The sequence below is a fragment of the Nonomuraea sp. NPDC049486 genome (genome assembly GCF_040676925.1).
GTDB lineage: Bacteria > Actinomycetota > Actinomycetes > Streptosporangiales > Streptosporangiaceae > Nonomuraea > Nonomuraea ferruginea.
Genome location: NZ_JBFAPV010000023.1, coordinates 69,591 through 89,858, shown reverse-complemented (window position 1 = coordinate 89,858; position 20,268 = coordinate 69,591). Strand labels below are relative to the sequence as shown.

The window sequence follows — 20,268 nt, the reverse complement described above, 5'->3', positions numbered from 1 at the left end:
GGAGCGGGAACCGTTGCCTCTTGACGGCACATGAGGGAGCGCTTACGGTGACGACGTCCGCGGATGTTAAATCGTTTCACTCTCCAGGGGGCTCACCACGGAAGAGCGGCCATGCCGCCGGAAGGGAGTGACCTCGTGTTCACCGCACCTCGCCGGACCCGCGTGCTCGCCGGGGCGGGGGTGTCTCTCGCCCTCGTCCTCTCGCAGCCCCTCGTCCCCCCGGCGTCCGCCGCCGGCGGACAGCCCCACGTCGAGGCCGTCGACCTGCGCGTCGACGGCCGGCGTGACCAGCCGCTCGGCATCGACGCCACCGCGCACTTACTGAGCTGGCGGATGACGGAGACCCGGCAGGGCGCCGCCCACCCGTGCCACCGGCGCCCCTCCCCCGCCGTCTGCCCCGCGGACGCGCAGACCGCGTACCAGATCCAGGCCGCCGCGAGCGAGGCCGACCTCAGGCACGGGCGGCTGATCTGGGACTCCGGCAAGGTGAGCTCCGCCGTCCAGTCCGGCGTCCGCTACGGCGGGCGGCCCCCGCGCTCGCGCGAGAAGGTCAGCTGGCAGGTCCGCGTCTGGGACGCCGGCGGCACGCCGTCCTCCTGGAGCAGGCCCTCCTCCTGGGAGATCGGCCTGCTGGAGCGGAGCGACTGGGGAGGCGCCCGCTGGATCGAGTATCCCGGCCGCACCGAGAACCAGCCGATGCCGATCTTCGCCCGCGCGTTCGACCTCGACCGCGGCAAGCGGGTGGCCGAAGCCCGCCTCTACCTCTCCGGCGTCGGGCTCCACCTGCCGACGCTCAACGGCCGCGAGCTCGGCGACGAGGTCCTCGCCCCCGGCAACTCCAACTACCAGCTCTCCAGCGAGTACCGCGCCTACGACGTCACCCGGCACCTGCGCGGCGGACCGAACACGCTCGGCGTCCGGCTCGGCAACGGCCCCGCCTACGTGCGGCGCAGCGTCACCAACCCCGCCGCCGGCCGGACCGCGCCCTACTCCTGGTGGCAGAGCCGGCTGAAGGGCAGCGGCACTCTGGCCGCCGACGCCGCGCCCGGCGCCACCACGGTGAGACTGGACGACGTCACCGGCTACCACCTCGGCGGCACCGTCAACATCGACACCGGCGACGGCGGCGACACCCTCGAATCCCGTACGATCACCGCGATCGGCACGCCGGGCCCCGGCGGCACGGGCATCACCTTCACCCCCGGGCTGGAGAAGCCGCACCGTGCCGGGGCGGCCGTCACCGGGTCCGGCAACAACATCGCCGCGAGCGACCCGAGCGCCGGCGCCGCGGTGACGCCGCGCCTGATCGCCCGCCTGGAGATCCGCTACGCCGACGGCTCGGCGGACGCCGTCGTCTCCGACCGCGACTGGCGCACCGCGCTCGGCCCGCTGGTCACCGACGCGTGGTACTCCGGCTCGGACCACGACGCACGCCGCGAGCAGCCCGGCTGGGACGCGCCGGGCGCCGACCTGTCCCCCGCCGCCACGCGGCGCGACGGCTCGGCGATGGAGTGGCGGGCCGCCGGCATCGCCCCTCCCCCGAACCTCGCGACCGAGCTCGTCGGCCGTACGGCCGAGCCGGTGAGGGCCGTGGAGAAGCTCACCCCGGTCTCGATGACCAACCCGAAGCCGGGCGTCTGGGTGTTCGACCTGGGCCAGAACATCACCGGATGGCCGCTGCTGCACCTCAGGGGCAGGGTGCCCGCCGGAGTCACCGTCCGCATGTCGCCCGCCGAGTCCCTCGCCCCTGACGGCACCGTCGACCAGTCCTCCCTGATGGGTGGCGGCGGCAGCCGGGGCCGCGATCTGTTCTCCACCTACACCACGGCCGGGCTCCGCGGCGGAGAGACCTGGCACCCCGACTTCACCTACTTCGGGATGCAGTGGATCCAGGTCACCGGCCTGCCGGAGGGCTACAGGCCCGCGAAGGACCTCGTCACCGGGATCCGGCTCCAGGCGGACACGCCGGTCGCGGGCCGGGTGACGACCTCCAGCGCCCGCGTCGACCGGATCCACAAGATGGCGAGATACTCCTTCGCCTCGAACATCATGTCGGTGTTCACCGACTGCCCCGGCCGCGAGAAGCTGTCCTACCCGGCCGACTACACGATGCCGATGGGCGCCATCCACCGCGACCACGACCTCAGCGCGTACCTGAAGACCACCATGCGGCACCTCGTCGAGGGGCAGTCGGTCGCCGACACCCCGATGCGCGGGAACGTGGCGCTGAAGACCCCGGTCTACGACTGGGGCTACAGCGGGCGCTTCGGCGACGAGATCAACTGGGGCAACGCCATCATCCTCGTCCCGTCCCTGCTGTACGAGCTCTACGGCGACACCGAGACGATGGCCCGCCACTACGACCGGATGACCGATTTCGCCGGCTACATCGAGCGGGAGAAGGCCGACGCCCACATCGTGGACGCCGCCCTGGGCGACTGGGTGGCCGCCGACCAGACCTCCGGCCGGATCACCGGCACCTGGGGCTACTACGTCATGATCAGCAAGTTGGCCACGATGGCCGGGCTGACCGGCCACGCCGGCGACGCCGCCCGTTACCGGGCGCTGGCCGCCGACATCAAGGACGCCTTCAACGCCCGCTTCTACAACCATCAGCTCCGCCGCTACACCTCCGACGGCGACGCGGGCATGGCGGGCGCGACCCAGACGGCCCAGGCGCTCGCCCTCGACGCCGGGCTGGTCCCCGACGGCGAGCGGCAGGCCGTGCTCGACGCGCTCGTCGAGCTGGTGTACGCCTTCCACCCCAACGGCGACGGCCCGCACTTCAGCGGCGGCACCATCGGGATGGGGCCGACCGTCCGGGCGCTCGCCGACGGCGGCAGGGACGACGTGCTGTGGGACCTGCTCCAGGAGGACGACCAGCCCGGTTACGGCTTCTTCATGGAGTCCACCAGCGCCAACCCGGGCGGCATGACCACCATGGGCGAGCGCTGGAACCGCGGCGACTCCAAGAACCACATGATCCTCGCCCAGATCGAGGAGTGGTTCCACACCGGGCTGGCCGGCATCCGCGCGGCCGACGGCTCGACCGCCTACCGCCGGCTGGTCATCCACCCCAAACCGGTCGGCGACCTCACCTTCGTCAAGGGCGGCTACGACACCCCGCACGGCACCGTACGGTCTGATTGGACCAAGAAGGCAGGCCGGTTCACGCTGACGGTGGAGGTGCCCCCGAACACCGCCGCCGAGGTCTGGGTGCCCGCCGGGGACAGGCGCCTCGTGGCGGCGCCCCACCGCGCGGCCTTCCTGCGCATGGACGGCGGCCATGCGGTCTACGAGGTCGCCTCCGGCTCGTACACGTTCGCGGCGGCGACCTGACCCGCACGGCGGTCACCCTCGTGACACGGGGGTGACCGCCTGGTCTGGATTCCGCCGCGGTGTTAGCGTCGGGGGCGGAGCGCCGGGAAACCGGGGGCGGCCATGTCGCGCATGGCGCCGGCCATGAGGAGATGGCGCGATGAAGCTGATCGGGTTGTCCGAGATCGACGCCTCCATGATCGACCTGGTGGGCGGCAAGGGCGCCGGGCTCGGAGAGATGATCAGGGCGGGTGAGCGCGTCCCCGACGGCTTCTGCCTCACCGTCGAGTGCTACCGGTCAGGAGAGCTGCCGGAGCGGGAACTGGTCGAGGCGTACGAGCGGCTCGGCGGTGGGCGGGTGGCGGTCCGGTCCAGCGCCATCGCGGAGGACCTGCCGGAGGCCAGCTTCGCCGGGCAGCAGGACACGTACCTCGGCGTCGAGGGTCACGCGGAGCTGATCGACGCGGTCCGCCGCTGCTGGGACTCCCTGTTCACCGAGCGCGCCGTCGCCTACCGCGCAGCCGTGCACGTCGAGGACGAGCCCGCCATGGCCGTGGTGGTGCAGCGCATGATCGACCCCGTCGTGGCGGGGGTGATGTTCACCGCGAACCCGATCACCGGCTGCCGTACGGACATGGTCGTCGACGCCGCTCCCGGTCTGGGCACCGCGATCGTCGAGGGCACCGTCGTACCCGACCATCATGTCCTCCGCCGGGGAGCGCCGGCCGTGCCGGACCCGGACGGGTGTCTCGACGCGGCGCGGCTCGAAGAGCTGCGGGCTGCGGGGGCGCGGCTGCAGGAGCATTTCGGCTCGCCGCAGGACGTCGAGTGGGCGATCGACGCCGGGGGGACGCTGTGGCTGCTGCAGTCCCGGCCGATCACCACCCTCTTCCCGCCGCCGCCCGACACCGGTGACACGCGGCTCTACCTGGAGTTCGGCCACATGCAGGGCATGCTGCGCCCGTGCACCCCGATGGGGTTCTCGCTGCTCAAGTCGGGCTCGAGCCTGTGGTTCGAGGCCGCGGGGGCCCGGGTCGACCGGCGCGACCCGATGCCCCGGCTGGTGTCGATCGGCGGCCGGCTGTTCTTCGACGTGACCGACTTCCTGCGCAGCGGGGTCATGCGCGGGCGCCTGGGGACCTCGCTGGAGATCTACGGGCCGAGGGTGCAGGGCGCCGTGCTGAGCATGCTGGACGATCCGCGGTTCGCGCCGCGGCCCGGTCTGCCGTTCCGCGTCGGCAGCCTGGTCAAGGGCGCGCTGCGGATGTTGCCCGGCGGGGTCGCCGGAGTCGTGTCGAGCCTGGTCAACCCGGATCTCGCCCGTGCTCGCGCCTACCGTGGCGTCGCGGAGATCAAGCGCCTCACCACCCCGCCGGGCGAGTCCGCCACCGCCGCGGAACGGCTGCGGTGGGTGATCGAGGACTCCCACAAGCCGATCATGAACATCGACATGCACGGGATCCTCTGGCCGTTGGCGGCCGGCATTATCGCCGGGACGATCCCGGCCGCGCTGCTCAAGGGCGTCGCCTCGGACGAGGAGCTCGACACCGTGCTCGGCGGCATGCCGTACAACGTGACCACGGAGATGGACCTCGAGCTCTGGGACCTCGCGGTGCGGGCCCGCGAGCACCGCGAGCTGTTCCTCGGCACCCCGCCGGAGGAGCTCGCCGCCGGATACTTCGCCGGCGACCTCCCGGACATCGGGATGGCGGGCTTCCTGGCGAAGTACGGGATGCGCGCCGCGGCCGAGATCGACGTCGGCGTGCCCCACTGGGACGAGGACCCCGCGCCGCTGTTCGCGACGATCGCCAACTATCTCCGCGTCGACGACCCCGGGCAGGCGCCCGACGCGCGGTTCAGGGCGGCGGCGGCGAAGGCCGAGCGGATGATCACGACGCTGTCGCGGCGGGCGCGGCGCAGGCGGCCGGTGCGCGGCCGGCTGGCGGTGTTCTTCATGCGCCGCTCGCGCCGGCTCACCGGGCTGCGGGAGATCGGGAAGTTCGCCTGGCTGCCCGCGATCCAGGCGGCCCGGCGGCAACTCCTCCTGGTCGGCGCGGACCTGGCCGCCCGTGACCGGCTGGCGGACGCCGGCGACATCATGTTCCTGACTCTCGACGAGGCGCGCGCCGCCGTGCACGACGGAACCGACCAGCGGGGACTGGCCGCGAGGCGGCGCGCGGAGTACGAGCGGGAGCTGCGGCGGCCCTCCGTTCCCGGCGCCCTGCTGTCCGACGGGACCGACGTGGAGGCGCTCGCCCCCGCGCGGCCGGTCCAGGACGGCGTGCTGACCGGGATGTCGGGGGCCGCGGGCCAGGCGACGGGCCGGGCGCGGGTGATCCGCGACCCGGTCGGGGCGCACATCGACCCGGGCGAGATCCTGGTGGCGCCGACCACCGACCCGGGGTGGACACCGCTGTTCATGACCGCGGCCGGCCTGGTGACAGAGACCGGCTCGCCGGTCGCGCACGGCCCCACCGTGGCCCGCGAGTACGGGATCCCGGCCGTCATCTGCGTCCGCGACGCCACCCGCGAGATCACGACCGGTCAGCTGATCACGGTCGACGGCACGGCGGGCACGGTACGCGTCGAACCGGAGTGACCGGCGGCGCGCGTCGCTTTCGATGGCACGCGTAGAGAAGCCGTCAAGATTCGGTTCGTAGCCGTATGAAACCCGTCAAGAACGGCAAAACCCTCCATACCTCAGCGTTCGCTTGTTCTGCGGCCACCGCGGTGAAGGCGGCGGCGCTCTCGGACATCGAACTGAGGAGTGGAATGGCAGACGTCATCTTCGTCGCCCTGACGATCGCGGTCTTCGCGGTCCTCGGGCTGGTCGTCAGGGCGGTGGAGCGGCTGTGAACGCCGTCAACGCGACCGGTCTCGTGGTCGCCGTGGCCCTGGTGATCCTGTTGGTCGCGGCCCTGCTGTTCCCGGAGCGCTTCTGATGAGCACCACCGTGGCGGGCCTCGTCCTCGTCACCTCGCTGATCGCGGCGCTGGCCCTGGTGCACAAGCCGTTCGGCGACTACATGTACCGCGTCTACTCGACCGACCGGCACAACCTCGTCGAACGCGGCATCTACCGGCTGCTCGGGGTGCGCGCCGACGCCGAGCAGCGCTGGGGCGTCTACGCGCGCGCCCTGCTCGCGTTCTCCGTCGTCTCGGTCCTGGTGGTGTACGGGCTGCAGCGGCTGCAGGACAAGCTGCCGCTGAGCCTGGGCATGGCGCCGGTCACCGACCACATCGCCTGGAACACCGCGGTCAGCTTCGTGACCAACACCAACTGGCAGGCCTACTCCGGCGAGTCCACGATGGGCCATCTGACCCAGATGGCCGCGCTGGCCGTGCAGAACTTCGTCTCGGCCTCGGTCGGCATGGCCGTGGCGATCGCCCTGGTGCGCGGGTTCGCCCGGCGTGCCGCCGGCACGATCGGCAACTTCTGGGTGGACCTGGTCCGCGGCACCGTCCGCGTCCTGCTGCCGATCGCGTTCGCCGGCGCGCTGGTGCTGGTCGCGGGCGGGGTGATCCAGAACCTCTCCGGCGTCCACGAGGTCACCACGCTGACCGGCGGCGCCCAGGCGATCACCGGCGGCCCGGTGGCCTCCCAGGAGGCCATCAAGGAGCTGGGCACCAACGGCGGCGGCTTCTACAACGCCAACTCCTCCCACCCCTTCGAGAACGCCACCGCCTGGACGAACTGGGTCGAGATCTTCCTGATCCTGCTGATCCCGTTCGCGTTGCCGCGCACCTTCGGCAGGATGGTCGGCCAGGTCAGGCAGGGCTACGCGATCGTCGCCGTGATGGGCGTGCTCGCGCTGGCGAGCGTCCTGCTCACCAACGTCTTCGAGCTCTCCGGGAACGCGACCGTGCCGCAGGCGGCCGGCGCCGCCATGGAGGGCAAGGAGATGCGTTTCGGCGTGTCCAACTCCGCCACCTTCGCCGCCTCCACCACCCTGACCAGCACCGGCGCGGTGAACTCCGCCCACGACTCCTACACGCCCTTCGGCGGCATGATGACGCTGGTCAACATGATGCTCGGCGAGGTCGCCCCCGGCGGGGTCGGCGCCGGCCTGTACGGCATGCTGATCCTGGCCGTCATCACGGTGTTCGTGGCCGGGCTGATGGTCGGCCGCACGCCGGAGTACCTCGGCAAGAGGATCGGCGCCCGCGAGATCAAGCTCGCCTCGCTGTACTTCCTGGTGACCCCGGTCCTGGTGCTGGCCGGGACCGCGTCCGCGATGGGATCGGAAGAGCGGCGCGCGGCCATGCTCAACACCGGCCCGCACGGCCTCTCCGAGGTCCTGTACGCCTTCACCAGCGCCTCCAACAACAACGGCTCCGCCTTCGCGGGCCTGACCGTCAACACCCCCTGGTACGACGTGGCGCTCGGCCTGTGCATGGCCTTCGGCCGGTTCCTGCCGATCATCCTGGTGCTCGCGCTGGCCGGCTCGCTGGCCGCGCAGTCACCCGTCCCCGAGGGCGCCGGCACGCTGCCCACCCACCGGCCGCAGTTCGTCGGCATGGTCGCCGGCGTGACGATCATCCTGGTCGCCCTCACCTTTCTTCCGGCCCTCTCGCTCGGCCCCCTCGCGGAAGGACTGTCCCGATGATCCGCTCGCTGCCGGACGCGTTGAGAAAGCTCAACCCGGTCACGGCGTGGCGCAACCCGGTGATGTTCATCGTGGAGGCCGGCGCCGTGTTCGCCACCGTGCTGGCCGTCGTGGAGCCGACGTTCTTCGCCTGGGCCGTCGTGGTGTGGCTGTGGCTCACCGTGATCTTCGCGAACCTGGCCGAGGCCGTGGCCGAGGGCCGCGGCAAGGCGCGGGCCGCCACGCTGCGCGCGGCCAAGACCGGCACCGAGGCCCGCAGGCTCAGGAGCCCGGACGACCCCGGCCACTGGGACGTCGTCCGGGCGCCCGAACTGCGGCAGGGCGACCGGGTGATCGTCGAGGCGGGTGAGGTCATCCCCGGCGACGGAGACGTCGTCGAAGGCATCGCCAGCGTGGACGAGTCCGCCATCACCGGCGAGTCCGCCCCGGTCATCCGCGAGTCCGGCGGCGACCGCTCCGCTGTCACCGGCGGCACCAAGGTGCTGTCCGACCGGATCATCGTCGAGATCACGCAGAAGCCCGGCGAGAGCTTCATCGACCGGATGATCGCCCTGGTCGAGGGCGCGAACCGGCAGAAGACGCCGAACGAGATCGCGCTCAACATCCTGCTGGCCGCGCTGACGATCATCTTCCTGACCGCCACCGTCACCATGCAGCCCCTGGCCATCTACACCAAGCTCGTCAACCCCGGCGTGCCGGACTCGCTCGCCCTCGGCGCGGACGGCGTCACCGGCATCGTGCTGGTCTCCCTGCTGGTCTGCCTCATCCCCACCACGATCGGGGCGCTGCTGTCGGCCATCGGCATCGCCGGCATGGACCGCCTCGTCCAGCGCAACGTCCTGGCGCTGTCCGGCCGCGCGGTCGAGGCCGCCGGCGACGTGTCCACGCTGCTGCTGGACAAGACCGGCACGATCACCCTGGGCAACCGGCAGGCCACCGAGTTCGTCCCGGTGGACGGGGTCGCCGAGGCGTACCTGGCCGAGGCGGCGCAGCTGTCCAGCCTCGCGGACGAGACCCCCGAGGGCCGCTCGATCGTGGTCCTCGCCAAGCAGCGCTACGGCCTGCGCGAGCGCCGGCCGGGCGAGCTGGCCCATGCGGAGTGGGTGCCGTTCACGGCCCAGACCCGCATGTCCGGGGTCGATCTCCCACCGGAACCCGGCGCGCCGGACCAGGCCGGGCGCCAGGTCCGCAAGGGCGCCGCCACCGCGGTCATGAAGTGGGTGCGCGACGCCGGCGGCCACCCCGCCGACGAGGCCGGCGGTCTCGTGGACGGCATCGCCGCCTCCGGCGGCACCCCGCTGGTGGTCGCCGAGAAGGGCCGCGTCCTGGGCGTGATCCACCTCAAGGACGTGGTCAAGGAGGGCATCCGGGAGCGCTTCGACGACATGCGCCGGATGGGCATCCGTACCGTCATGATCACCGGCGACAACCCGCTGACCGCCAAGGCCATCGCGGACGAGGCGGGAGTGGACGACTTCCTGGCCGAGGCCACCCCCGAGGACAAGCTCGCGCTCATCAAGAAGGAACAGGAGGGCGGCCGGCTGGTGGCCATGACCGGCGACGGCACCAACGACGCCCCGGCCCTGGCCCAGTCGGACGTCGGCGTGGCCATGAACACCGGCACGAGCGCCGCCAAGGAAGCCGGGAACATGGTCGACCTGGACTCCAACCCGACCAAGCTCATCGAGATCGTCGACATCGGCAAGCAGCTCCTCATCACGCGCGGCGCGCTGACCACGTTCTCCATGGCCAACGACGTCGCCAAGTACTTCGCGATCATCCCGGCCATGTTCGCGGCCGTCTATCCCGGCCTGGACGCGCTCAACGTCATGCGCCTGGCCAGCCCGCAGTCCGCCATCCTGTCCGCCGTCGTCTTCAACGCGCTCGTCATCGTCGCGCTGATCCCGCTGGCGCTCCGCGGGGTCCGCTACCGGCCGTCCAGCGCTTCCAAGCTGTTGTCGCGCAACCTGTACGTTTACGGCCTGGGCGGCATCATCGCGCCGTTCATCGGCATCAAGATCATAGATCTGCTGATCCAGTTTCTTCCGGGGATGTCATGATGAAACGCCTGCCAAGCTGGGTGCGCCGGTACGCGGCCGCGATCCGGGCGGTCGCCGTCCTGACGGTGCTGCTCGGCCTGATCTATCCCCTGGTCACCACAGGCGTCGCCCAGATCCTGTTCAACCACCGGGCCAACGGCTCGATCGTCGAGGGCGGCCGCGGCAGCTCGCTGATCGGCCAGTCCTTCACCGACGCCGGCGGCGATCCGGTCAAGAAGTACTTCCAGTCCCGCCCGGCGGCGTCCGGCGAAGGCTACGACCCGACCTCCACGGGCGCGAGCAACCTCGGCCCGGAGGACATCGTGGACGTCCTGCCGGTGCCCGGCGCCGGGGACGAGGGCAGGCAGTCGCTGCTGACCCGGGTCTGCGCCCGCTCGAAGGCGGCCGGTGAGCTGGAGGGCGTGAGCGGCGCCCGACCGTACTGCACCCCCGACGGGACCGGCGCGGTGCTGAAGGTCTTCGCCGGCCACGCGGTCAGCGTCAACCAGGCCTGTCCCGCCACCCCGTTCATCGCCTCGTACCAGGGCAAGAGAGTGGAGTGCGCGAAACCGGGCGAGGACTACGCGGCGGGCCGTACGGTCGCGGTGCGCGGCGACGCCGGGCCGCCGGCCGTGCCGGCGGACGCGGTGACCGCCAGCGCCTCCGGGCTGGACCCGCACATCTCCGTCGCCTACGCCGAGCTCCAGGCGCCCCGGGTGGCGCGCGAACGCGGCCTGCCGCCCGCACGGGTCAAGGCCCTGGTCGAGGAGCACACCACCGGACGCGCGCTGGGCTTCATGGGCGAGCCGGCGGTCAACGTGCTCGAACTCAACCTCGCCCTCGACGGGGCGTGACGTGCGGGGGCGGCTGCGGGTCTACCTCGGGGCGGCGCCCGGGGTCGGCAAGACGTACGCGATGCTCGCCGAGGGCCGCCGCGCCCGGGAGCGCGGCCGGGACGTGGTCGTGGGCTTCGTCGAGACCCACGGCCGCCCCCGCACCGCCGCCCTGCTGGAGGGCATGGAGATCGTCCCCCGCAAGACCATCGTCCACCGGGGCGCCGCCTTCACCGAGCTGGACGTGGCGGCCGTCATCGCGCGCAGGCCGAAGGTGGCGCTGATCGACGAGCTGGCCCACACCAACGTGCCCGGCTCCGAACGCGTCAAGCGCTGGCAGGACATCGACGAGATCCTGGACGCCGGCATCAACGTCGTGACGACGGTGAACATCCAGCACCTGGAGTCGGTCAACGACGTCGTCCAGGAGATCACCGGCGTCCCGCAGCGCGAGACCGTGCCCGACGAGGTGGTACGGCGGGCCGACCAGATCGAGCTGGTCGACATGTCGCCGGAGGCGCTGCGCCGCCGGATGGTCCACGGCAACGTCTACGCGCCGGAGAAGGTCAGCGCCGCGCTGTCGAACTACTTCCGGGTCGGCAACCTCACCGCCCTGCGCGAACTCGCTCTGCTCTGGGTCACCGGCAAGGTGGACGACCAGCTCGACCGCTACCGCGCCGAGCACGGCATCACCACCACCTGGGAGACCCGCGAACGCGTCGTCGTCGCCCTGACCGGAGGCCCGGAAGGCGACACCCTGGTGCGCCGCGCCTCGCGCATCGCCGCCCGCACCAAAGGCGCCGACCTGCTGGCCGTGCACGTCACCAGCTCCGACGGCCTGGTCGCCAGCGACCCGGCGAGCCTGGCCCGGCAGCGCGCGCTGGTGGAGAGCCTGGGCGGCAGCTACCACCAGGTGGTCGGCGACGACATCCCCCGCGCCCTGCTGGACTTCGCCCGGGGCGTCAACGCCACCCAGCTCGTCCTGGGCGCTTCCCGGCGCGGCAGGTTCGCGCAGATCCTCTCCCGCGGCGTCGGCCTGGAGACCACCGCGCTGTCCGGTTCGATCGACGTCCACCTCGTCACCCACGAGGAGGTCAAGCGGGGCCGCCGGCGGCCCGAACGCGCGCGGGCGGCGCTGACCCGCAAGCGGCGGGTGGCCGGGTGGATCGTGGCGGTGGCGGGCCTGCCGGCGGTGACCGCCGCGCTCTGGCCGTTCCGCGACGTGATCTCGCTGCCCAGCGAGATCCTGCTGTTCCTGTGCCTGGTCGTCGTGGTGGCGCTGATCGGCGGCATGCTGCCGGCGATCGCCACGGCGGTGGGCGGGTCGCTGCTGCTCAACTGGTTCTTCACCCGGCCCACGGGAAGGCTGACGATCGCCGATCCGGACAACCTGCTCGCGCTCATCGTGTTCGTCCTGGTCGCGGTGGCGGTCAGCACGATCGTGGACGTGGCCGCCCGGCGTACCCGCCAGGCGGCCCGCGCCGGGGCGGACGCCGAGGTGCTGTCCACGCTGGCGGGGCACGTGCTGCGGGGCGAGGCCGCGCTGCCCTCGCTGCTCGCCCGGCTGCGCGAGACGTTCGGCCTGGACTCGGTCACCCTGCTCGAACGCGTCGGCGAGCCCACGCCCGACGACAAGTCCGAACCCGGAGCCTGGCGCATCGTCGCCGTCTCCGGCTCCGCCCCCTGCACCGCGCCCGCCGCGGCCGACACCGACGTGGTGATCAGCGACGAGCTGGTCCTCGCCGCACGCGGGCGGCTGCTGGACGCCGGCGACCGGCGCGTCCTGGAGGCGTTCGCCGCCGAGGCCGCCGTCGCGCTGCGGCAGGAGCGCCTGGAGGAGGAGGCCGAACGGGCCAGGCCGCTGGCCGAGGCGGACCGCATGCGCACCGCGCTGCTCGCCGCCGTCAGCCACGACCTGCGCACCCCCCTGTCGGCCGCCAGGGCCTCCGTCGAGAGCCTGCGCAACCGCGAGATCACCTGGACGGACGAGGACCGTGAGGAGCTGCTCGCGACCGCCGACGAGTCCCTGGCCCGGCTGGGCCGGCTGGTGGAGAACCTGCTCGACATGAGCCGCCTGCAGGCGGGCGTCCTCGGCCTGTCGCTCCAGCCCATCGCCCTGGAAGAGGTCGTGCCCCGCGCGATCGACGACCTGGGCCCGCTGCGCGGGCGTGTCAGGAGCGACGTCTCCATCGAGCTGCCGGAGATCGTCGCCGACGCGGCCCTGCTGGAACGCGTGCTGGTCAACCTGATCAGCAACGCCGTCCGCTACAGCCCGCCCGCTCACCAGGTGCTGGTGACCGGCAGCCGGCAGGACGACATGGTCGAGATCCGGGTGGTCGACCGCGGCCCCGGCATCCCGCCGGAGGACCGCGAGCGGGTCCTCCTGCCGTTCCAGCGGCTCGGCGACCGCGACAACGGCACCGGCGTGGGGCTCGGCCTGGCCCTCGCGCGCGGGCTGACCGAGGCCATGGGCGGCACCCTCACCCCCGAGGAGACTCCAGGAGGAGGTCTCACGATGATCGTCAGCATGCCGGTCCACTTCGAGACGTCGACCTCATGACCAGGATCCTGGTCGTCGACGACGAGCCGCAGATCCTGCGCGCGCTGCGCATCAACCTGACGGCACGCGACTACGAGGTCGCCGTCGCCACCGACGGCGCCTCCGCGCTGCGCCAGGCCGCCGAATGGCATCCCGATCTGGTCGTGCTCGACCTCGGCCTGCCCGACGTCGACGGCGTGGAGGTCATCCACGGACTGCGCGGCTGGACGCGGGTCCCCATCGTCGTGCTGTCCGGGCGGGCCGGCAACCAGGACAAGATCGAGGCTCTGGACGCCGGCGCCGACGACTACGTGACCAAGCCGTTCAGCATCGAGGAGTTCCTGGCCCGCATCCGCGCCGTCTCCCGCCGCGCCGCCACGCGGGACACCGAACTCGCCGCCGTCCACCTCGGCGACCACACCGTGGACCTGGTGCGCAAGACCGTGTCAGGCGGCCTGCGGCTGACGCCCACCGAGTGGCACATCCTGGAGATCCTGCTGCGCAACCCCGGCAAGCTCATCCCCCAGCGCTACCTGCTGGCCGAGGTGTGGGGCAGCACGTACGTCAAGGAGACCCACTACCTGCGGCAGTACATGGCCCAGCTCCGCAAGAAGCTCGAACGCGACCCCGCCCACCCCCGGCACCTCATCACCGAACCCGGCATGGGCTACCGCTACACCCCTTGACCCCCGTGCGGCCGGCCACGGACCCGCGTGCCCCCTTCGGGGATCCGAAGGGGGCGACCCACGGACCTTTGAGCTGCGGATTCAAGGGTTGCCGAAGATTTGCGGAAGGAGCGGCCCGCAGGCTGGCGCCTACACATCGACGGTGGAGGTATGTCAGTGAGACAACGCATTCATGGGCCGGTCGCCCTCGTCGTCGCGGCGCTGCTGCTGTCAGCCGGGACGCCGGCCTCGGCCGCGGCTCGTACCGGCTTACCGGACCCGCCGCCCGTTCAGTCGCCGGCGGAAGCCCTGCGTCAAGATCTGAAGCTGGTCGCGGAGGGCAAGGGCTGGACCCTGGCGCAGGCCGCGGCGGACCGCAAGGCGGCGGAGGCCGTCGGTGACGTCGCCGCCAAGGTCGCGCGCGAGAGGCCGGAGATCTTCGTCGGCTCGGCCGTCAACCCCCTTCCCGGCGGTGCGCCGACGCTCTACGTCAAGGGGCCGGCCGATGCGTTCGTCGACCGGCTGGTGGCCGGCGCGGACGTGGACATCGACGTCGTGGACGGGCAACCGTACTCGTTCGGTGAGCTGGAGGAGCGCCAGCTCACCGTGCACAAGGCGCTCGTGGCCTACGGTTTCACCTCCGTGGCCACGTCCGTCGACATCGTGGGCGCGGGGCGGATCCCGGCCCAGGTCACCGAAACGCCGGGGGTCGACTCGCGGCCGGAGGCCGTGCTGTCCGCGATGCCGCAGGGCCTGCGCCCGCACATCGATCTCGCCGTGCGGGACGAGCCGGTCACGAGCCTGGAGTTCGGCTTCGGCGGGGAACGGGTGCGCGGCGGCGGCTCCCAGTGCACCAGCGGCTGGCCGATCCTCGCCAACGGCGTGCTTCCCGGCATCACCACCGCGGGCCACTGCGACGGCATGAACGAGATCGACTGGACCGACGCGGGCCTGTCGTTCCCGATCACGCCCCAGTTCCAGCATCGCCGGGCCTGGGGCGACGTGGAGTACCACTTCGGCGTTCCCGTACTGGCGGGGATCTTCTACGCCAGCAGCGCCGACGTGCGGGAGGCGAGGTCGGTGGAGCCGGTGGCCGCTATCAGCCTGGGCGAGTCCGTCTGCCAGTACGGCCGGTCCTCCAACGTCAGGCACTGCACTCCCGACGTCGACAGCGTCTCGGTGACCTGCACGTTCGCCCCCTTCCCCTTCCCGACGGAGCGGCTGGTCGGGACCGACAACGACGTCGGCATCAGTGGCGACAGCGGGGGCGGCTGGTCCTTCAACGACACGGCGTACGGATCGCACGTGGGGAACTGCGACAACGGCGAGGTGTTCAGCGCGGCCGACTACTACGACGAGGCGCTCGGCGTCCAGGTGTGGCTGGCCCCGTGACCTCGGCGGCTCACGATCCGGTCCCTCGCGGCGCGACCGGCCGCGAGGGACCGGAGCTTCGCGCCCCGCCGAGCTTGACCCGGACCTCCTCGGCGCGGTGGTGGCCGAGCTGGTCGAGGATGTCGAACGCGTCCTGCCAGTGGCGGTGGGCGGCGGCGGGATCGCCGGCGTCGTGAAGGATGTCACCGAGCGAGCTCAGCGCCAGGCCTTCGGAGTACCTGGCGCCGAGCTCGCGGAACAGCGCCAGCGCCCGCGCGTAGCAGGTGACGGCCTGGCGGAGATGGCCGAGGCGGCGCCGGATGAAGCCGAGGCTGTCCCAGGTCGCCGCCTCGCCCTGACGATCGGCGATCTCCTGGTAGAGCGACAGGGCCTGCCGGCAGTGGGCGAGGGCTCGGTGATGGTGGCCCAGGTGGGCGTGGTGCCAGCCGATGGCGTTGAGCCCGGCGGCCTGGCCGCGCCGGTTCTTCAGAGTCCGGAACAGGTCGAATGCCTGCTCGTCGTGGGGCAGCGCCTCCCGGTGGTGGCCCTGCTGTGCGAACAGCCGGGCCATGCAGCGGTGGGCGTGGGCCTGCCCGGCGCGGTCACCGAGCGCACGAAACAGTCGCAGGGCCTGCCGGAGGTGCTCGCCGGCATCACCGTACCGCCGCACAGAGATGTACGCGAGCGCGAGGCCGCAGTGGGCGTGGGCCTCGGCGGGGCGGTCCGCCAGACGCCGGGCGGCCTCCAGGGCGGCGCGCTGCGTCGCGGCCTGATCATGCCACAGCCCTCGCCTGTCGCAGAAGGTCATGAGCGCCCACCCCAGCCGGCAGACGTACGCGTCGGACCCGGCGTCGTCGACGGTGGCCAGCAGCGCCGGGTACTCGGCGCCGAACCAGGCCCGAGCCGCGCGATGGTCGGCGATGTCCGCCACGACGACGCCGGGCCGGGGCGGGGGCAGCGTCAGCGGCTCGCGGTGCGGGCTGAGCGCCCGATCCGCGCGATGGGCGGTGTGCAGGTAGTGGTCGAGCAGCCGCCTCAGCCCGGCTCCCCCGGCGTCGAGACGGCCGGACAGCTCGGCCGCGTAGAGCAGCACCAGGTCATGCGCCCGGTAGCGGTCAGGGACCGGCTCGTCCAGCAGATGCGCGTTGACCAGCTCGCGGAGGAGGGCCCGGGTACGGGTGACGGTCAGCGCCGTGAGGCTGGCCACCGCCGGCAGGCTGATCTCCGGTCCCGGGGCGCGGCCCAGGAGGGCGAAGACGCGGGCCGCACCGGAGGACAGGGCATCGTACGAGCAGGACAGGACCGCCCGCAGGTTGACCGCCAGTTCACCGCCGTCCAGGGCGTCCAGCCGGGTGGTGGCCTGCCGCAGCTCACCGGCGAGCACGCCGAGGGAGAGCCCGGGGTGGACAGCGGCGCGGGCGGCGATGACGCCGAGCGCCAGCGGCAGGCCCCCGCAGTGGCGGATCACGGCGGCGACGGCCTCGGGCTCGGCCGCCGTCCGGCTCGCGCCGAACTCGCGGGTGAGCAGCCGGCGTGACTCGGCCTCGGTCAGCACGTCCAGGACCAGCGGCCGGGCGCCGTGCGCGGTGATCAGCCCGGTCAGCCTGCGGCGGCTGGTGACGAGCACGGCGCAGGTGGGAGTGGCGGGCAGCAGCGGCGCCACGTGGGCGGAGTCGCGGGCGTTGTCCAGCACGATCAGCATGCGTCTGCCGGCGGTCAGGTGCCGGTACATCGCCGCCTGCGCTTCCGGATCCGGCGGGATCACGGCGGGCGGCACGCCGAGAGCGTCGAGGAAGGAGCGCACCGCGACCGCCGGGTGCAGGGGATCCGCCGCCGGGTCGAAACCCCGGAGATTGACGTGCAACTGGCCGTCCGGGAACCGGTCCGCGTTCTCATGGGCCCACCGCAGAGCCAGCCACGTCTTGCCGAGGCCGCCGGCACCGCTGATCGTCACGGTGCCCCCCAGGCCGGACGGCGCGCGCATGGCCTCGCCGAGCGCGGCGAGCTGGCGGGCCCGCCCGGTGAACGACCGCGGTGGCGCGGGCAGCTGACGCGGGATCAGCGGCTGGACGGGCCGTTCGGCCGCCTTCACGGGCTCGCGTACGACCAGGGCCGGATCCGTGGTCAGGATCCGCACGTGCAGATCTCGCAGTGCCCGGGTGGGGCCGGCGCCCAGTTCCTCGGCGAGCAGTCGCCGAAGCCGTTCGTAGACGTCGAGCGCGCCGGCCTGGCGGCCGCAGCGGTAGAGGGCGAGCATCAGCTGACCCGCGATCCGTTCGTCCAGCGGATGCGCGGAGGCGGAGGCGGTCAGCTCCGCCAGCAGCCCGGCGTGCCCGCCGCGGTCGAGGACGAGATCGTTGCGGTCCAGTTCGGCGGCCAGACGCTCCAGGGCCACGCCATGACGGACGTCGTTCAGCCACGCGGAGTCATGCCCCGCCACCAGGTCGCCGCGCCATAGACGCAGCGCCCGGTCGAACAGGGCCAGGGCGGTTCCGCCCTCCTCCGCCTCGCGGGCTTCGGCGACCAGCTTCCGGAACTTGAGCAGGTCCACGGTCATGGGGTCGACGGTGAGGGCGTACCCGCCGGGCCGGCGCACGAGGCCGACACCGTCCATCTCGGTCAGCACCCGCCGCAGCCTGCACAGATAGCCGTGGACGGCCGCGCGGGCGCGTTGCGGAGGGGCCTCACCCCATACCCGATCCAGTATCTGGTCGGCCGACACGACACGATTGGCCTCGATCAGGAGCACCGCCAGGACGCGGCGTTGCCGTGCGTGGCCGAGATCCACGAGCCGGCCGTCGGCCGCCGCCTCGACCTCGCCGAGCAGCCGGAACTCCACCGGCGGCCCGGCCGGTATCGTGCCCGTCGAGTCCGCCGGAGCGTGCTTCATGGCCATCGGGACCCCCATAGAGCCCCTTCCGACCGGCGGGATCATGCGTACATTCCCGATCTTCAGGGGGACATGGCAACTGACTCCCTGATGATCGCCTCCGGCCCGGCATCGATCCACGTCTATTTACCGGCTGCACCGGACTCGGCGTCGAACCCGGTGGCCCACCGGCCGGGCACTTGACCTGGAGCGCACTCGAGCTTCTAGCGTCATGACACGGGCGCGCCACGGGGGCCGCCGGGATCGCGGGCGTCATCGCCACGAGATCGAGGAAGGACGCGAATCACATGAAGACCGTGCAGCTCGGCCGTACCGGTGAACAGGTCAGCCAACTCGCCCTGGGTTGCATGATCATGGGCACCGCCACGCCGGAGGACGAGGCCGTCGCGATCCTGGACCGGTACGCCGAGGCGGGCGGCGGCTTCCTGGACACCGCCGACTGCTACGCCTGGTGGGAGCGCCGGGGCAGCCGCGGCGGCGAGAGCGAGGAGCTGATCGGCCGCTGGCTGGCCAGGACCGGACGGCGCGAGGACGTGTTCCTGGCCACCAAGGGCAGCGCCGTCCCCCGTGACCTGGACGCGGTCTGGGCCGGCGGCCGGCCGGACTGGGAGGTGGCCTACAGGACGTTCGCCGGGGCCGGGGCGAAGACCCTGCGGGAGGCGATCGACGGCAGCCTGCGCCGGCTCGGCACCGACCACGTCGACCTGTACTACGTCCACGTCGACGACCGGGCCACGCCTCTGGAGGAGACTCTGGAGGCGCTCGCCGGGATCGTCAGGGCCGGCAAGGCCCGCCACATCGGCTGGTCCAACGCGCGGACCTGGCGGCTGGAGCGCATCCGGCAGCTGTGCGCCCGGCATGGTTGGCCGGCGCCGGTCGCGCTCCAGCAGCAGCACTCGTACCTGCGCCGCCGCGCCGGGCTCCGGCACGCGTCGATCGTGGACGACGAGCAGCTGGACTACCTGGAGGGGCATGACGACCTGACCCTGGTGGCGTACTCCCCCATCCTCAAGGGCATCTACGACGACCCGGCCAAGCGCGAGGGCCACGGGGCGATGGAGCCGTACGGCGGCCCGGACGCCGAGGCCCGGCTCGCCGCCGTCGCCGAGGTGGCCGCCGAGGCGGGCGTGACGCCGAACGCGCTGGTCCTCGCGTGGCTGCTGCGCCAGACCTCGCCCACGGTCGTGCCGCTGATCGGGCCGCGCACGCTCCAGCAGTACGAGGCGGCCCTGCCGGCGCTCGACGTCAAGCTCACCGACGAGCAGTTCGCCCGCCTCGACACGGCCGGCGCCTGAGACGAGATCCGCGCCGTCTCCCGCCGCGCCGCCACGCGGGACACCAAACTCGCCGCCGTCCACCTCGGCGACCACACCGTGGACCTGGTGCGCAAGACCGTGTCAGGCGGCCTGCGGCTGACGCCCACCGAGTGGCACATCCTGGAGATCCTGCTGCGCAACCCCGGCACCTCATCACCGAACCCGGCATGGGCTACCGCTACACCCCGTGAAGGCGGCGCGAAGGCCGCATGAATGTGCGCGGGAATAGCCTGCCCGCTGTTCCCCAGCAGATTTGAAACGGAGGATATAGGTGCGTATCGCCATTATCGGCACCGCGCTCGCGGTCGGTCTCACGCTCTTCACCGGCAGCGCCGCCGCGACAGCCACGGTCGCGAAGTGCAACTGGACCCAGGCGAAGCTCAACGTCAGCAAGACGTTGTATCGCACGGCGACGGGATGGACCCCCAAGGGGTCGATTCCCAGCGGCACAGTGATCATTTTCTATTACACGAAATACTCCCGGTTGTCCGTCCCGTCGCGCAACGGCTATATAGCGCCTGGGGGGATGACGGTCATCGACGGGGGCACCTGCCCGTCCTGACGCGCGTCGCTTCGCCACCGCCGCCGGCCTCGTCCGCGCGGCGGTCCGCTTTTCCGGGGGTGACGCCTCATGGGCGACTGTTAGTCCCTGTTCGAAAGGTTCGAGCGGGCTCGCCGTCCGCTCTAGCGT

General features: G+C 72.2%; 14 protein-coding genes. 13 read left to right on the top strand and 1 reads right to left on the bottom strand.

The annotated features are described in order from the left end of the window. The first annotated feature begins 135 nt into the window (after positions 1-135). From AB0K05_RS41105 to AB0K05_RS41060, 10 genes are all read left to right on the top strand, one after another. A complete protein-coding gene (locus AB0K05_RS41105) occupies positions 136-3,339 on the top strand; it encodes a family 78 glycoside hydrolase catalytic domain (RefSeq protein ID WP_364236769.1) in 3,204 nt (1,067 codons plus the stop codon). 139 nt (positions 3,340-3,478) lie between these two features. Then, positions 3,479-5,917 carry a PEP/pyruvate-binding domain-containing protein gene (locus AB0K05_RS41100; protein ID WP_364236767.1) on the top strand — a complete coding sequence of 813 codons (2,439 nt, stop codon included), beginning with the start codon at positions 3,479-3,481 and terminating at the stop codon, positions 5,915-5,917. 65 nt (positions 5,918-5,982) lie between these two features. Beyond that, a complete protein-coding gene (locus AB0K05_RS41095; protein ID WP_271278222.1) occupies positions 5,983-6,174 on the top strand; it encodes a hypothetical protein in 192 nt (63 codons plus the stop codon). Next, the gene (gene kdpF, locus AB0K05_RS41090; RefSeq protein ID WP_271278221.1) at positions 6,171-6,260 is read left to right on the top strand and encodes a K(+)-transporting ATPase subunit F; all 90 of its coding nucleotides are present in this window, start codon (positions 6,171-6,173) and stop codon (positions 6,258-6,260) included. Before AB0K05_RS41095 ends, kdpF begins: the two co-directional genes overlap by 4 nt. Further along, entirely contained in the window at positions 6,260-7,924 is a 1,665-nt protein-coding gene (gene kdpA / locus AB0K05_RS41085) for a potassium-transporting ATPase subunit KdpA (protein WP_364236763.1), read from the top strand. Before kdpF ends, kdpA begins: the two co-directional genes overlap by 1 nt. Then, positions 7,921-9,984: a potassium-transporting ATPase subunit KdpB gene (kdpB, locus tag AB0K05_RS41080; RefSeq protein WP_271278219.1), complete on the top strand. Its 2,064-nt coding sequence runs from the start codon at positions 7,921-7,923 to the stop codon at positions 9,982-9,984. The genes kdpA and kdpB overlap by 4 nt, the downstream gene beginning before the upstream one ends. Beyond that, positions 9,984-10,817 carry a potassium-transporting ATPase subunit C gene (locus tag AB0K05_RS41075; protein ID WP_364236759.1) on the top strand — a complete coding sequence of 278 codons (834 nt, stop codon included), beginning with the start codon at positions 9,984-9,986 and terminating at the stop codon, positions 10,815-10,817. The genes kdpB and AB0K05_RS41075 overlap by 1 nt, the downstream gene beginning before the upstream one ends. Before the next feature lies 1 nt (position 10,818). Continuing rightward, positions 10,819-13,356, top strand: coding sequence for a DUF4118 domain-containing protein (locus AB0K05_RS41070; protein ID WP_364236756.1), 2,538 nt, complete (start codon positions 10,819-10,821; stop codon positions 13,354-13,356). Then, positions 13,353-14,021 (top strand): response regulator, encoded by a 669-nt coding sequence (locus AB0K05_RS41065; protein ID WP_148031035.1) that lies wholly within the window; start codon positions 13,353-13,355, stop codon positions 14,019-14,021. The genes AB0K05_RS41070 and AB0K05_RS41065 overlap by 4 nt, the downstream gene beginning before the upstream one ends. A gap of 156 nt (positions 14,022-14,177) precedes the next feature. Then, on the top strand, positions 14,178-15,392 hold the full coding sequence (locus AB0K05_RS41060) for a hypothetical protein (RefSeq protein ID WP_148031034.1): 1,215 nt from the start codon (positions 14,178-14,180) through the stop codon (positions 15,390-15,392). A gap of 10 nt (positions 15,393-15,402) precedes the next feature. On the opposite strand, the gene AB0K05_RS41055 is transcribed toward AB0K05_RS41060, so the two are convergent. Then, positions 15,403-18,267: a BTAD domain-containing putative transcriptional regulator gene (locus AB0K05_RS41055; protein WP_364236753.1), complete on the bottom strand. Its 2,865-nt coding sequence runs from the start codon at positions 18,265-18,267 to the stop codon at positions 15,403-15,405. Positions 18,268-18,548: 281 nt separating this feature from the next. On the opposite strand from AB0K05_RS41055, the gene AB0K05_RS41050 reads away from it, so the two are divergent. The 3 genes from AB0K05_RS41050 to AB0K05_RS41040 all read left to right on the top strand — a co-directional run bounded on the left by AB0K05_RS41050 (position 18,549) and on the right by AB0K05_RS41040 (position 20,139). Continuing rightward, positions 18,549-19,556, top strand: a complete 1,008-nt coding sequence (locus AB0K05_RS41050) for an aldo/keto reductase (protein ID WP_148031033.1) — start codon at positions 18,549-18,551, stop codon at positions 19,554-19,556. 87 nt (positions 19,557-19,643) lie between these two features. Beyond that, positions 19,644-19,790, top strand: a complete 147-nt coding sequence (locus tag AB0K05_RS41045) for a hypothetical protein (protein WP_364236749.1) — start codon at positions 19,644-19,646, stop codon at positions 19,788-19,790. A 58-nt stretch (positions 19,791-19,848) separates the two neighbouring features. Beyond that, positions 19,849-20,139, top strand: coding sequence for a hypothetical protein (locus AB0K05_RS41040; RefSeq protein ID WP_364236747.1), 291 nt, complete (start codon positions 19,849-19,851; stop codon positions 20,137-20,139). The last annotated feature ends 129 nt before the right edge of the window (positions 20,140-20,268 follow it).